10 protein-coding genes are annotated in these 13395 nt (G+C 59.2%); 6 read left to right on the top strand and 4 right to left on the bottom strand.

Annotated features, from left to right (window positions below):
• Window positions 1–19: 19 nt before the first annotated feature.
• The 4 genes from gluQRS to thpR all read right to left on the bottom strand — a co-directional run bounded on the left by gluQRS (window position 20) and on the right by thpR (window position 2860).
• On the bottom strand, window positions 20–910 hold the full coding sequence (gene gluQRS, locus V7Q49_RS11540) for a tRNA glutamyl-Q(34) synthetase GluQRS (RefSeq protein ID WP_442913065.1): 891 nt from the start codon (window positions 908–910) through the stop codon (window positions 20–22).
• A gap of 69 nt (window positions 911–979) precedes the next feature.
• Complete coding sequence (gene dksA / locus V7Q49_RS11535) at window positions 980–1435, bottom strand: RNA polymerase-binding protein DksA (RefSeq protein WP_012016093.1); 456 nt, start codon at window positions 1433–1435, stop codon at window positions 980–982.
• Between the two features lie 177 nt (window positions 1436–1612).
• The gene (gene sfsA / locus V7Q49_RS11530; protein ID WP_333851334.1) at window positions 1613–2317 is read right to left on the bottom strand and encodes a DNA/RNA nuclease SfsA; all 705 of its coding nucleotides are present in this window, start codon (window positions 2315–2317) and stop codon (window positions 1613–1615) included.
• 12 nt (window positions 2318–2329) lie between these two features.
• The gene (gene thpR, locus V7Q49_RS11525) at window positions 2330–2860 is read right to left on the bottom strand and encodes an RNA 2',3'-cyclic phosphodiesterase (protein ID WP_333851331.1); all 531 of its coding nucleotides are present in this window, start codon (window positions 2858–2860) and stop codon (window positions 2330–2332) included.
• 73 nt (window positions 2861–2933) lie between these two features.
• Here thpR and hrpB point away from each other — a divergent pair, with 73 nt between their 5' ends.
• The 6 genes from hrpB to V7Q49_RS11495 all read left to right on the top strand — a co-directional run.
• A complete protein-coding gene (gene hrpB, locus V7Q49_RS11520; protein WP_333851330.1) occupies window positions 2934–5363 on the top strand; it encodes an ATP-dependent helicase HrpB in 2430 nt (809 codons plus the stop codon).
• A gap of 207 nt (window positions 5364–5570) precedes the next feature.
• Complete coding sequence (gene mrcB / locus V7Q49_RS11515; protein ID WP_333851327.1) at window positions 5571–8096, top strand: bifunctional glycosyl transferase/transpeptidase; 2526 nt, start codon at window positions 5571–5573, stop codon at window positions 8094–8096.
• A 232-nt stretch (window positions 8097–8328) separates the two neighbouring features.
• Window positions 8329–10545, top strand: coding sequence for a ferrichrome porin FhuA (gene fhuA, locus V7Q49_RS11510; protein WP_333851325.1), 2217 nt, complete (start codon window positions 8329–8331; stop codon window positions 10543–10545).
• 54 nt (window positions 10546–10599) lie between these two features.
• Window positions 10600–11397 (top strand): Fe3+-hydroxamate ABC transporter ATP-binding protein FhuC, encoded by a 798-nt coding sequence (gene fhuC, locus V7Q49_RS11505; RefSeq protein WP_333851323.1) that lies wholly within the window; start codon window positions 10600–10602, stop codon window positions 11395–11397.
• Entirely contained in the window at window positions 11397–12284 is an 888-nt protein-coding gene (fhuD, locus tag V7Q49_RS11500) for a Fe(3+)-hydroxamate ABC transporter substrate-binding protein FhuD (RefSeq protein WP_442913064.1), read from the top strand. The genes fhuC and fhuD overlap by 1 nt, the downstream gene beginning before the upstream one ends.
• A partial coding sequence (locus tag V7Q49_RS11495) for an iron ABC transporter permease (RefSeq protein ID WP_333851319.1) occupies window positions 12281–13395 on the top strand: 1115 nt, incomplete at its 3' end. The genes fhuD and V7Q49_RS11495, both read left to right, overlap by 4 nt.

Here is a 13395-nt window from a genome sequence, read left to right as displayed (position 1 = left end):
GACAAAAAATAGCGGCTAATCATAGCTCAGCGAGACGCATTTGAGAATGCTGGATTTTCGGCACGCGGTTTAGCGACCACTGGGCCACCGCTTTTTCCAGTAATTCTTCGGTTCGCAGATCCTGCCACTCATGTGTTACATCCTGGTTTAGAAATTGTAAAGCATTGATAAGAACAGGGCGAGGATCGCCCGTCGGTAATGCGGGGGCATGATTCTGTTTCGAGAGTTTCATCCCTTTTTCATTCACCACCAGCGGGAGATGGATATAGTCCGGCACCGGCCAGCCAAACAGCTGGTAGAGCGAAATCTGCCGCACGGTAGGTTCGATCAGATCGGCCCCGCGGACGATTTCGTTTACGCCCTGGAAATGGTCATCCACCACCACCGCCAGATTGTAAGCAAACAGCCCGTCCCGCCGATGGATAATAAAATCCTCATCCGCCAGCCGTGGATCGGCGTGGAGTTCGCCCTGTAGCCGATCGGTAAAGCGGGTGACCGGATGCTGTTGCACCACGCGCACCGCGGCGTTTTCCGGGCCGTGATGCAGCGTGCGGCAATGGCCGTCATAGACGCCGCCGACGCTCTGAATGCGCGCCCGGGTGCAGGTGCAGTAGTAAGAGAGCCCCTGGGCATGCAGCCAGGCCAGGCGTTCGCGATAGGCATCGTGGCGTTGGGATTGCCACAACACCTCGCCGTCCCAGTGCAGGCCGTAATGTTCCAGCTGACGCAGAATGGTCTCTGCTGCACCGGGAACTTCACGCGGGGGGTCAATATCTTCGATCCGCACGCGCCAGATACCCTGTCGGGAACGGGCTTGCAGATAGCTGCCAAGCGCGGCAATGAGCGAGCCAAAATGCAGTTCGCCAGAGGGGGATGGCGCGAAGCGCCCAATATAGTCAGCAGGCATAATTACACAGCGCAGAAAGTAATCAGGCGGGAGAAAACTCCCGCCTGTGATAGCGTCATGACAGGGTCGGTATTAACCGGCCATCTGTTTTTCGCGGATTTCTGCCAGCGTTTTGCAGTCGATGCACAGGTCGGCTGTTGGACGGGCTTCCAGACGACGAATGCCGATTTCGACACCGCAGGACTCGCAGAAGCCGAAATCTTCGTCTTCGACTTTTTTCAGCGTCTTCTCAATCTTCTTAATCAGTTTGCGTTCGCGGTCACGGTTACGCAGTTCGAGGCTGAACTCTTCTTCCTGGGCGGCACGGTCTACCGGATCCGGGAAGTTAGCTGCTTCGTCCTGCATATGAGTAACGGTGCGATCGACTTCATCCCTGAGTTGATTACGCCATGCTTCAAGAATTCGCTTGAAGTGCGACAGCTGGGCTTCGTTCATATACTCTTCGCCCGGCTTCTCTTGATACGGCTCCACCCCAGCGATGGCGAGAATACTCAGGGACGATGTTTTACGGTTTTGCCCTTCTTGCATGTTGCTTCTCCTTAACACGCACTATCGATCCCCGTGTTGGGGGAAAAATCAGGCCGCTATAAATAGCAGATGCTTTTCCGTAAGGCAATTATCTAAACGTAACACTTGACAAGCCTGTGAGGAAAAGCGTATTTGCGCACACGACCAGAACACTTAATAAACAACGCTCAACCCCTTTTATAACGTGACGGGAAGAGCGGATCTCAGAGTCATATTATCGGCAGAAAGTTCCGCTTTATAGGCCAAAACCTCCACCCCCTGCTTTTGTGCCTCATTCAACAGTTGCGCGTACTTAGGGTCAATATGGCGAGCTGGTGAAAATCGTTCAATTGCGCTGTGCAATACCGCAAATAACAGCACCGCGCGCTTACCCGCCGCCGCTACACTTATCAACTCCCGGAGATGCTTCTGCCCTCGCAGCGTCACCGCATCCGGAAAGTAGCCGTTATCCCTTTCAGCTAACGTCACTGATTTCACTTCAATATAGCACTCGGGTCGATCCTCTGCCTGCAACATAAAGTCGATTCTGCTGCTTTCCGCACCATATTTCACTTCACTTTTTAAGGTGTTGTAGCCGCGCAGTTCAGGAATTAAATCCAGCGTAATCGCCTCTTTGACCAACTGGTTGGCCCGCAGCGTATTAACGCAAATAAAGTTGCCGTCGGCAGTCTGGGTTATTTCCCAGGTGTGGGGATATTTGCGTTTCATATTGAGAGAGGTGGAGTACCAGACGGTATCGCCGGGCGTAGCGCAGCCGGTCATCGCCCCGGTATTGGGGCAGTGCAGGGTCAGCGTTTCGCCTTCCGGCGTCACTACGTCGGCCAGAAAACGCTTGTAGCGCTGCACCAGCGTGGCGGGTTGGAGGGCAGGGGTAAACTGCATACAGATTCCTTGTTATTCGGTAAGCGTCCAGCGCTGCAGCGGCGTATAGCGCGTGCGCCCGCCGGTAAAATGGCTCTCGTAAAGGACAAATTCATTCACCGGAAACGCCCACTGAAAACCCGGCGGTGGAATGGCCACCGCGTGGCTGGCGTCGCGCAGCAGGGTGATGTGCGGATGAAACGGCTGTGGGCTCTGGTAACAGCCGCTGCGCGCGGCCTGGGCCCGCAGCATATTGGCCAGCTGCAATAATCCTCGAGGCGGCTGGCGGGTGCCGAGCCACACGACCCGCGAGCGCAGCCACTGACCGGCATCGTCCAGCGTCAGGGTAAACCCCGGCTGGCGGATGCGTCCGGCCATTGCCGCCAGCGCCTGACGTTTCTCCTCGCTGACATCGCCTAAAAACGCCAGCGTCAGGTGCAGGTTGGCCCCGGCCACAGGACGGCCCGCTTCCGGGGCAAAATGGTCGGCGCGCCAGCGCACGATCTGGCGCTGGAGCGGGGCAGGCATTTCAATGGCAAAAAACAGCCTTTTCGACTCAGACATACGGGGTACTCGGTAATGAATTGTGGCGATGCTACAATGTACGCCGTCTAAAGTTAACCCTCTGGAGCCATTCGTGTCCCTGTTGCCGGTCGCCGCTGTCCTTCCTGAACTTCTCCTCGCGTTACAACACGCCCCCCAGGTTCTGCTTACTGCGCCCACCGGGGCGGGGAAATCGACGTGGCTGCCGCTGCAGATCCTGGCCCAGGGGGAGATTAACGGCAAAATTATTCTGCTCGAACCGCGGCGGATCGCCGCCCGTAACGTGGCGCAGCGGCTGGCGGATCTGCTGGGGGAAAAGCCGGGCGAAACGATCGGCTACCGGATGCGTGCCGAAACCTGCGTGGGGGCGACCACCCGGCTGGAGGTGGTCACCGAGGGGATCCTCACCCGGATGTTACAGCAGGATCCCGAGCTGACCGGCGTGGGGCTGGTGATCCTCGATGAGTTCCACGAGCGTAGCCTGCAGGCGGATCTGGCCCTGGCGCTGCTGCTGGACGTCCAGCAGGGGCTGCGGGAGGATCTTAAGCTGCTGATCATGTCCGCGACCCTGGATAACGATCGGCTCCAGCGCCTGCTGCCTGACGCGCCCACTGTCGTTTCTGAGGGGCGTACCTTTCCGGTGGAGCGCCGCTATCAGTCGCTCTCCGCCCAGCACCGTTTCGACGAAGCGGTGGCGGTCGCGACCGCCGAACTGCTGCGCCAGGAGTCGGGCTCGCTGCTGCTGTTTTTACCGGGCGTGATCGAGATCCAGCGCGTGCAGGAGCAGCTCGCCCGTCGGGTGGCCGACGACGTGGTGCTTTGCCCCTTGTATGGCGCCCTGTCGCTTGCCGAGCAGCGTAAGGCGATCCTGCCCGCGCCAGCCGGACAGCGCAAAGTGGTGCTGGCGACCAATATCGCCGAAACCAGTCTGACCATCGAAGGTATCCGGCTGGTGGTAGATTCAGCCCAGGAGCGGGTGGCGAATTTCGATCCGCGCACCGGCCTGACCCGCCTGCTGACCCAGCGCGTCAGCCAGGCCTCAATGACCCAGCGCGCCGGGCGAGCCGGGCGACTGGAGCCGGGCATCTGCCTGCACCTGACGCCGTTTGAGCAGGCTGAGCGCGCGGCGGCTCAGGGCACACCGGAAATGTTGCAAAGCGATCTCAGCGGCCTGCTGATGGAGCTGCTGCAGTGGGGCTGTCGGGATCCTTCCCAACTGAGCTGGCTGGATCTGCCGCCAGCGACTAACCTTGCTGCGGCCCGCCGTCTGTTAACCCAGCTCGGGGCGCTGGCGGGGGAACAGCTTTCTCCCTTTGGTCAGAAGATGGCGAAATTCGGCAACGATCCGCGGCTGGCGGCGATGCTGGCCAGCGCCGTGGGCGAAGACGAAATGGCGACGGCGGCAAAACTGGCGGCTATCCTTGAACAGCCGCCGCGAGGCAGCAGCAGCGATCTGGCCCAGGCCTTCTCCCGCAATCAGCCGGAGTGGCAGCAGCGCGCCCGGCAGTTAAGCTCACGCCTCAACAGTCGTGGTGGGGCGCCGGACAGTGACCGCGTGCCTGCGCTGCTGGCAAAGGCGTTTCCCGACCGGATTGCCCGCCGCCGCGGGCTCGACGGGCGCTATCAACTGGCGAACGGCATGGGAGCGATGCTGCAAAGCGACGACGCCATGACCCGCCACGAGTGGTTGATTGCTCCGCTGCTGTTGCAGGGCAGCCAGTCGCCAGATGCCCGCATTCTGCAGGCCGTCGCCGTGGATATTGAGGCCCTGATCGCGGCCTCGCCGGGCCTGGTGGAACAATCGGATATCGTCGAGTGGGATGATGCCCAGGGCACGCTGAAGGCCTTTCGCCGGGCACAGATTGGCCGCCTGACGGTGAACGTCAAACCGCTGGCGAAGCCCTCGGAAGAGGAGCTGCACCAGGCGATGCTCAACGGCATTCGCGATAAAGGGCTCAGCGTACTGAACTGGACCCCGGAGGCGGAGCAGTACCGGCTGCGCCTGCACTGCGCGGCGCAGTGGCTGCCGGAATTTGACTGGCCGGCGGTGGACGAGGCCTCGCTGCTGGCGTCGCTTGAAACGTGGCTGCTGCCGCAAATGCAGGGCGTACATTCGCTTCGCGCCCTGAAATCACTGGATGTTAAGTCGGCATTACAGAACTTAACCGACTGGTCGTTACGTCAACGTCTGGATACTGAGCTTCCGGGGCATTACACTGTGCCGACCGGCAGCCGGATAGCCATTCGTTATCATGAGGATAATCCTCCGGCGCTGGCGGTACGGATGCAGGAGATGTTTGGCGAGGCGACCACGCCTGCCATTGCGCAGGGGCGTGTGCCGCTGGTGCTGGAGCTGCTATCACCGGCCCAGCGTCCGCTGCAGATCACCCGCGATCTCGGTGCTTTCTGGGCCGGCAGCTACCGCGAGGTGCAAAAAGAGATGAAAGGGCGCTATCCCAAACATGTCTGGCCGGACGATCCAGCGAATACCGCGCCAACCCGGCGCACCAGGAAGTATTCGTAGCGGGGCGGGAGAAAAACGAGCAGTTGTAGGCCGGGTAAGCGCAGCGCCACCCGGCAATGGGAACCGAGCGGCCTGATGCCCTCACCCCAACCCTCTCCCACGGGGAGAGGGAGCAAACGCGGTTTATTTTGAGAGATTTCTTCTTCCTCCATCAGGGGGAAGAACTGAGAATCGGGCCTTTGCGCCTGATAGTTGCGGAGAGAGAGCATGGCGGGGAATGACCGCGAGCCAATAGGACGTAAAGGGAAACCAACGCGTCCGGCGAAAGAAAAGGCAGGCCGTCGTCGCCTCAGCGATGAGGAATATGACGACGTTGATAATGAGTATGAGGATGAAGCGTCCGTGCCACGTAAAGGGAAAGGCAAAAAAGGAAAACCTCGCGGCAAGCGCGGCTGGTTCTGGCTGCTGCTGAAGCTGTTAATTGTTTTCATCGTCCTGCTGGCGATCTACGGCGTCTATCTGGATCAGAAGATCCGTAGCCGTATCGACGGTAAAGTCTGGCAGCTGCCAGCGGCGGTGTATGGCCGGATGGTCAACCTCGAGCCGGAAATGACTATCAGCAAGAACGAGATGGTCAAACTGCTGGAGGCTACTCAGTACCGCCAGGTGACGAAGATGACGCGTCCCGGCGAGTTTACGGTGCAGGCGAAAAGCATCGAAATGATCCGCCGTCCGTTTGACTTCCCGGACAGCAAAGAGGGACAGGTGCGCGCGCGTCTGACCTTCGACGGCGATCATATCGACACCATTGAGAACATGGAGAACAACCGCCAGTTCGGTTTCTTCCGTCTCGATCCACGACTGATCACTATGCTCTCCTCGCCAAACGGCGAGCAGCGTCTGTTCGTCGCGCGTAACGGCTTCCCGGATCTGCTGGTGGATACCCTGCTGGCGACCGAAGACCGTCACTTCTATGAGCACGATGGCGTCAGCCTGTACTCCATCGGCCGTGCGGTGCTGGCGAACCTGACGGCCGGCCGGACGGTGCAGGGGGCAAGTACCCTGACCCAGCAGCTGGTGAAGAACCTGTTCCTCTCCAGCGAGCGCTCCTACTGGCGTAAGGCCAACGAAGCCTACATGGCGGTGCTGATGGATGCCCGCTACAGCAAAGATCGCATTCTTGAGCTGTACATGAACGAGGTCTACCTCGGTCAGAGCGGTGACAATGAGATCCGCGGCTTCCCGCTGGCGAGCCTGTACTACTTCGGGCGTCCGGTGGAAGAGCTGAGCCTCGACCAGCAGGCGCTGCTGGTCGGTATGGTGAAAGGGGCGTCGATCTACAACCCGTGGCGTAACCCGAAACTGGCCCTGGAGCGTCGTAATCTGGTGCTGCGTCTGCTGCAACAGCAGCAGGTGATCGACCAGGAGCTGTACGACATGCTCAGCGCGCGTCCGTTAGGCGTGCAGCCGCGCGGCGGCGTGATCTCCCCGCAGCCTGCGTTTATGCAGATGGTGCGTCAGGAGCTGCAGACCAAACTGGGCGACAAAGTTAAAGATCTCTCCGGCGTGAAGATCTTCACCACCTTTGACTCCGTGGCGCAGGACGCCGCAGAGAAAGCGGCGGTGGAAGGCATTCCGGCGCTGAAGAAGCAGCGTAAGCTGAGCGATCTTGAAACTGCGATGGTGGTGGTCGATCGCACCAGCGGTGAAGTGCGGGCGATGGTCGGCGGGGCGGAGCCGCAGTTTGCGGGCTACAACCGCGCCATGCAGGCACGCCGTTCGATCGGTTCTCTGGCAAAACCGGCGACCTATCTCACCGCCCTGAGCCAGCCTAACCAGTACCGACTGAATACCTGGATTGCCGATGCGCCGATATCCCTGCGCCAGCCGAATGGCCAGGTGTGGTCGCCGCAGAACGACGATAAACAGTACAGCGGCCAGGTGATGCTGGTGGACGCTCTGACGCGTTCCATGAACGTGCCAACGGTCAACCTCGGGATGGCGCTGGGTCTGCCAGCGGTCACCGATACCTGGCTGAAGCTGGGCGTGCCAAAAGATCAGCTGCATCCGGTTCCGGCCATGCTGTTAGGTGCGTTGAACCTGACGCCAATTGAAGTGGCGCAGGCGTTCCAGACCATCGCCAGCGGCGGTAACCGTGCCCAGCTCTCTGCGCTGCGTTCGGTGATTGCTGAAGACGGTACGCCGCTGTACCAGAGCTTCCCGCAGGCGGAGCGTGCCGTACCGGCACAGGCCGCCTACATGACTCTGTGGACCATGCAGCAGGTAGTGCAGCGCGGGACCGGGCGTCAGCTTGGCGCGAAGTATCCGGGCCTGCATCTGGCGGGTAAAACCGGGACCACCAACAACAACGTCGATACCTGGTTTGCCGGCATCGACGGGCGCGAAGTGGTGATCACCTGGGTAGGACGCGACAACAACCAACCGACCAAACTGTACGGTGCCAGCGGGGCGATGTCGATTTACCAGCGCTATCTGGCTAACCAGTCGCCGGTTCCATTAACCCTGACGCCACCGGAAGATATCGTGGATATGGGCGTGGATGAGTCGGGTACCTTCGTGTGTGGCGGCGGGATGCGTAGCGTTCCGGTCTGGACCACCAACCCGGACTCCCTGTGCCAGGCGCCAGCGCCGCAGCCGACGGGCAACCCGTTTGAGCAGTCTTCTCCTCAGCAACAGCCGCAGCAGCAGCAACAACAGCCGCAGCAGCAGAATGAGAAGAAGGATAGCGACGGCGTCGCAGGCTGGATCAAGGATATGTTCGGCGGTAACTAATAAAAATGCCCTCTCCTGCGGGAGAGGGCATTTTCACCTCAATTCAACATCCCCCCAACAGTAAATCTCCCGTTTATTAACCCTTCATTTTCCGTTGTTTATTTCTTATACCCTTAATTCCCGTAGGGGCGCATATCACTTGCTATGCCGTGAATGTTTCGCATAATATGCTGCGGTCATAATAATAATTATCGTTTACGTTATCATTCACGCTTTCATCAGAGACATACCAATGGCGCATTCAAAAACTGCTCAGCCAATGCAATCTTCGCTGCGTAAAATCGCAGTCGTTGTAGCCACAGCGGTTAGCGGCATGTCTGCTTACGCTCAGGCTGCTGACACTCCTAAAAAAGAAGAAACTATCACCGTTACTGCGGCACCTGCTCCACAGGAGAGTGCCTGGGGTCCTGCACCAACGATTGCGGCAAAACGTTCCGCAACAGCGACTAAAACAGATACGCCTATTGAAAAGACGCCGCAGTCTATTTCCGTAGTAACGCGTGATGAAATGGAACGTCGCCAGCCTGCGACGGTAAAAGAAGCGCTGGGCTATACCCCAAGCGTATTTGCAACCCGTGGCAGCTCCACCACATATGATGTGGTCTCCATTCGTGGTTTTACCGCGCCTTCAACGGTAAACACCAACCAATATCTTGACGGCATGAAGCTGCAGGGTAACAACTACTCTGAAGTTTCTATGGACCCGTATTTCCTGGAGCGCGTAGAAGTTATGCGCGGGCCAACCTCTGTTCTGTACGGCAACAGCAACCCTGGCGGTATCGTCAGCATGGTTAGCAAACGTCCTACCACCGAGCCGCTGAAAGAAGTGCAGTTTAAAATGGGTACCAAAAACCTGTGGCAGACTGGCTTTGACTTTAGCGATGCGATCGATGATGACGGCGTGTGGTCCTACCGTCTGACCGGCTTAGGCCGTAGTGAGAATGCCCAGCAGGAGATGTCGAAATCAACACGCTATGCGGTTGCGCCATCTTTCAGCTGGCGCCCTGATGACAAAACGGATTTCACTTTCCTGAGCAACTTCCAGAACGATCCTGATGCGGGTTATTACGGTTGGCTGCCGCGCGAAGGTACGGTTGTGCCATATCGTGATGCCGATGGCAATCAACATAAAATCCCAACAGATTTCAACGAAGGTGAAGCCGACAACAAGATGTCACGCCGCCAGCAGATGGTGGGTTACAGCTTCTCTCATGAGTTCGATGATACCTTCACCGTCCGTCAGAACCTGCGTTATGCACAGGTCAATACGCTTTACCGTTCGGTCTACGGTAATGGCTACGTGGCGCCTGGTAAAATCAGCCGTGCTTATGTTCGTTCAGATGAAGACCTGAACATCTTTACCGTTGACACCCAACTGCAATCGAAATTCTCCACCGGAGCGTTAGAGCACACCTTGCTGACCGGCGTGGATTATTCTCGCATGCGTAACGATGTTACTGCCCTGTACGGTTCAGCGGATCCAATTGATATCCAGAACCCGGATTACGGCAACCCGAATATTAACACCAACCTGCCATGGTCTAACTATTCCGTCGTTAACCGTATGGAGCAGACCGGACTGTATGCTCAGGACCAGGCCGAGTGGGATAAATGGGTGCTGACTTTGGGTGGCCGTTATGATTATGCGATGACCTCAACCCACACGCGTACCACTGATGTGCTGGCCGAGAACCACGATCAGGCGTTTACCTGGCGTGGCGGTATTAACTATCTGTTCGATAACGGCATCTCACCTTACTTCAGCTACAGCGAATCGTTTGAGCCTACTTCTGGCTCCGATCGTAATGGCAAGCCATTCGATCCTTCACGCGGCAAGCAGTATGAAGCTGGTGTGAAGTATGTACCAAAAGATCTGCCGATCGTGGTGACCGCTGCCGTTTATGAGCTGACCAAAGACAAGAACCTGACTGCGGATCCAAACGATCCAACGCTGCTGTATAGCGTGCAAAGCGGCGAAGTCCGTTCCCGTGGTTTTGAGCTGGAAGCGAAAGCGGCGGTGAATGCCAACATCAACGTGACGGCCGCGTATAGCTATACCGATGCAGAATTCACCCATGACACGGTGTTTGAAGGCCAGCGACCTGCCGAAGTGCCGCGTAATCAGGCTTCTCTGTGGGCAGATTACACCTTCACCAATACGGCTCTCAGTGGTCTGACGATTGGCGCAGGTACCCGTTACGTGGGCAATACGGTGAGCTATTACTCCACCGGAGACAAAAAAGATCAGCCGTTTAGCGTAGCAAGTTACACGCTGGCAGATGCAATGGTGAAATACGATCTGGCGCGTTTGGGCCTGCCAGGTTCCTCCATCGCGGTCAACGTGAATAACCTGTTCGATCGTGAATACGTCTCCAGCTGCTACAAAGACTATGCGTGCTACTGGGGTGCAGAGCGCCAGGTGGTTGCGACCGCGACCTTCCGCTTCTAATCCTGAAACTTGGGCACGATTTTCGTGCCCTTTTCTTCACTTAAGTTGGCTAACATGCAGGAAAACAACCCGCAATCCGATACCACTTTTGCGCTCGACGGCGTCTCCTTTCGCGTTCCCGGACGCACGCTGCTGCATCCGCTTTCACTGACCTTTCCCGCAGGCCAGGTGACGGGCCTGATCGGCCATAACGGCTCCGGCAAATCCACCTTACTGAAAATGCTGGGCCGCCATCAGCCGCCGTCCGAGGGCGATATTCTGCTCGACGGACAGCCGCTGGAGAGCTGGAACAGTAAGGCCTTTGCCCGCAAGGTGGCCTATCTGCCGCAGCAGCTGCCGCAGGCGGAGGGCATGACCGTCCGCGAGCTGGTAGCGATTGGCCGTTATCCCTGGCATGGCGCACTGGGTCGCTTCGGCGTGGCCGACCGCGAGAAAGTGGAAGAGGCGATTGCGCTGGTGGGGTTAAAGCCGCTGGCCCATCGTCTGGTGGATAGCCTGTCCGGCGGCGAGCGGCAGCGGGCGTGGATCGCCATGCTGGTGGCGCAGGACAGCCGTTGTTTACTGCTGGATGAACCGACCTCGGCGCTGGACATTGCCCATCAGGTGGACGTGCTGGCGCTGGTGCATCGCTTAAGCCAGCAGCGCGGCCTGACGGTGATTGCGGTGCTGCACGACATCAACATGGCGGCGCGTTACTGCGACTATCTGGTGGCGCTGCGCGGCGGCGAGATGATCGCCCGGGGCACGCCTGCCGAGCTGATGCGCAGTGAAACGCTGGAACACATCTACGGAATTCCAATGGGTATTCTGCCGCATCCTGCGGGAGCGGCACCGGTGAGCTTTGTCTATTGATGCCTGATTTAATGATTAGCCGTCGTCGGCTGTTGACGGCCATGGCCCTCTCGCCGCTGCTGTGGAAAATGAGCCCGGCGCATGCCGCCGCCGTCGATCCTCATCGCATTGTGGCCCTCGAGTGGCTGCCGGTCGAGCTGCTGCTGGCGCTCGGCGTGACTCCCTACGGCGTGGCCGACATTCCTAACTACACCCTGTGGGTGAACGAGCCTCGTCTGCCGGAATCGGTGATCGACATTGGCCTGCGTACCGAGCCTAACCTTGAACTGCTCACCCAGATGAAACCGTCATACCTGGTCTGGTCGGCCGGGTATGGTCCATCGGAAGAGAAGCTGGCGCGCATTGCGCCAGGGCGCGGGTTCGCCTTTAGCGACGGCAAAAAGCCGCTGACCAACGCCCGTAAATCCTTAAGCGAGATGGCGCAGCTGCTGAACCGGGAAGCGGCGGCCCGCGAGCATCTCGATCATTTCGACAGCGTGATCGACAGCTACAAGCCGCGTTTTGCCGGTCGCGGCGATCGCCCGCTGCTGATGGTGACCCTGCTCGATGCCCGCCATATGCTGGTATTTGGCAATAACTGCCTGTTCCAGGAAGTACTCGATCGCTACGGGATTAAAAACGCCTGGGAAGGGGAGATGACCTTCTGGGGCAGTACCGCCGTCGGCATCGACCGTCTGGCGGCGTTTCGCGATGTGGATGTGCTGTGCTTCGATCACGGCAATGAGCGCGAGATGCAGACCTTAATGGCGACGCCGCTGTGGCAGGCGATGCCCTTTGTCCGCCAGCAGCGCGTCAAACGCGTGCCGGCGGTGTGGTTCTACGGCGCGACCCTGTCGGCCATGCACTTTGCCCGCGTGCTGGATAGCGCGCTGGGAGGTCAGGCATGAGGTCCCGGATCGCCTTTTTCCCGACGCTGTTAATCACATTGCTGCTGGCCGTTGCGCTGGGCTTAACCTGGTGGAACCTGAGCATTGCCCTGCCGCGCACCCAGTGGGGTAGCGCGCTGGTCGCCCCGGATATCGACAATATTCAACAGATGCTGTTCCACTACAGCCTGCTGCCGCGGCTGGCGATCTCGCTGCTGGTGGGGGCCGGGCTTGGGCTGGTGGGTGTCCTGTTCCAGCAGGTGCTGCGCAACCCGCTGGCGGAACCGACCACCCTGGGAGTGGCAACCGGTGCGCAACTGGGGATGACCATCATCACCCTGTGGGCGCTGCCGGGCGCGCTGGCAGCGCAGTTTGCCGCGCTGGTGGGAGCCTGTGTGGTGGGGGCGATTGTCTTTGGCGTGGCCTGGGGTAAACGCCTCTCGCCGGTAACGTTGATCCTCGCCGGGCTGGTGGTGAGCCTCTACTGCGGGGCGGTTAACCAGCTTCTGGTGATTTTCCATCACGACCAGCTGCAGAGCATGTTCCTCTGGAGCACCGGGACGCTGACGCAAACCGACTGGAGCATCGTCCAGCGCCTGTGGCCTCAACTGCTCGGCGGCGTACTGCTGACCCTGCTGCTGCTGCGTCCGCTCACCCTGATGGGGCTGGACGATGGCGTGGCACGTAACCTTGGCCTGGCGCTGTCGCTGGCCCGCCTGGCGGCGCTGACCCTGGCGATTGTTATCAGCGCCCTGCTGGTGAATGCGGTGGGCATCATCGGCTTTATCGGCCTTTTCGCGCCGCTGCTGGCCAAAATGCTCGGCGCGCGGCGTCTGCTCTCCCGCCTGATCCTCGCCCCGCTGATTGGCGCGTTGATCCTCTGGCTCTCTGACCAGGTGATCCTCTGGCTAACGCGGGTGTGGATGGAAGTCTCTACCGGTTCGGTGACGGCGCTGATTGGCGCGCCGCTGCTGCTCTGGCTGCTGCCGCGCCTGCGCAGCATGAGTGCCCCGGCGATGAACGCCGGAGATAAAGTACAGGCGGAACGTCACCACGTGCTGTGGTTTGCCCTGGCGGGCGGCGCGGTGCTGCTGCTGGCGGTCATTGCGGCGCTGGCGTTTGGCCGGGATGC

Source organism: Leclercia sp. (assembly GCF_036780805.1).
Taxonomy (GTDB): Bacteria; Pseudomonadota; Gammaproteobacteria; order Enterobacterales; family Enterobacteriaceae; genus Enterobacter.
The sequence above is the reverse complement of the archived record's forward strand: the minus strand, read 5'-3'. Positions and strand labels throughout refer to the sequence as shown.

Bases quoted from the DNA above. Each gene is read 5' to 3' on its own strand.
- sfsA (WP_333851334.1), bottom strand. From the start codon at position 2,317: ATGCAGTTTACCCCTGCCCTCCAACCCGCCACGCTGGTGCAGCGCTAC.
- thpR (WP_333851331.1), bottom strand. From the start codon at position 2,860: ATGTCTGAGTCGAAAAGGCTGTTTTTTGCCATTGAAATGCCTGCCCCG.
- fhuA (WP_333851325.1), top strand. From the start codon at position 8,329: ATGGCGCATTCAAAAACTGCTCAGCCAATGCAATCTTCGCTGCGTAAA.
- mrcB (WP_333851327.1), top strand. From the start codon at position 5,571: ATGGCGGGGAATGACCGCGAGCCAATAGGACGTAAAGGGAAACCAACG.
- fhuC (WP_333851323.1), top strand. From the start codon at position 10,600: ATGCAGGAAAACAACCCGCAATCCGATACCACTTTTGCGCTCGACGGC.
- dksA (WP_012016093.1), bottom strand. From the start codon at position 1,435: ATGCAAGAAGGGCAAAACCGTAAAACATCGTCCCTGAGTATTCTCGCC.
- fhuD (WP_442913064.1), top strand. From the start codon at position 11,397: ATGCCTGATTTAATGATTAGCCGTCGTCGGCTGTTGACGGCCATGGCC.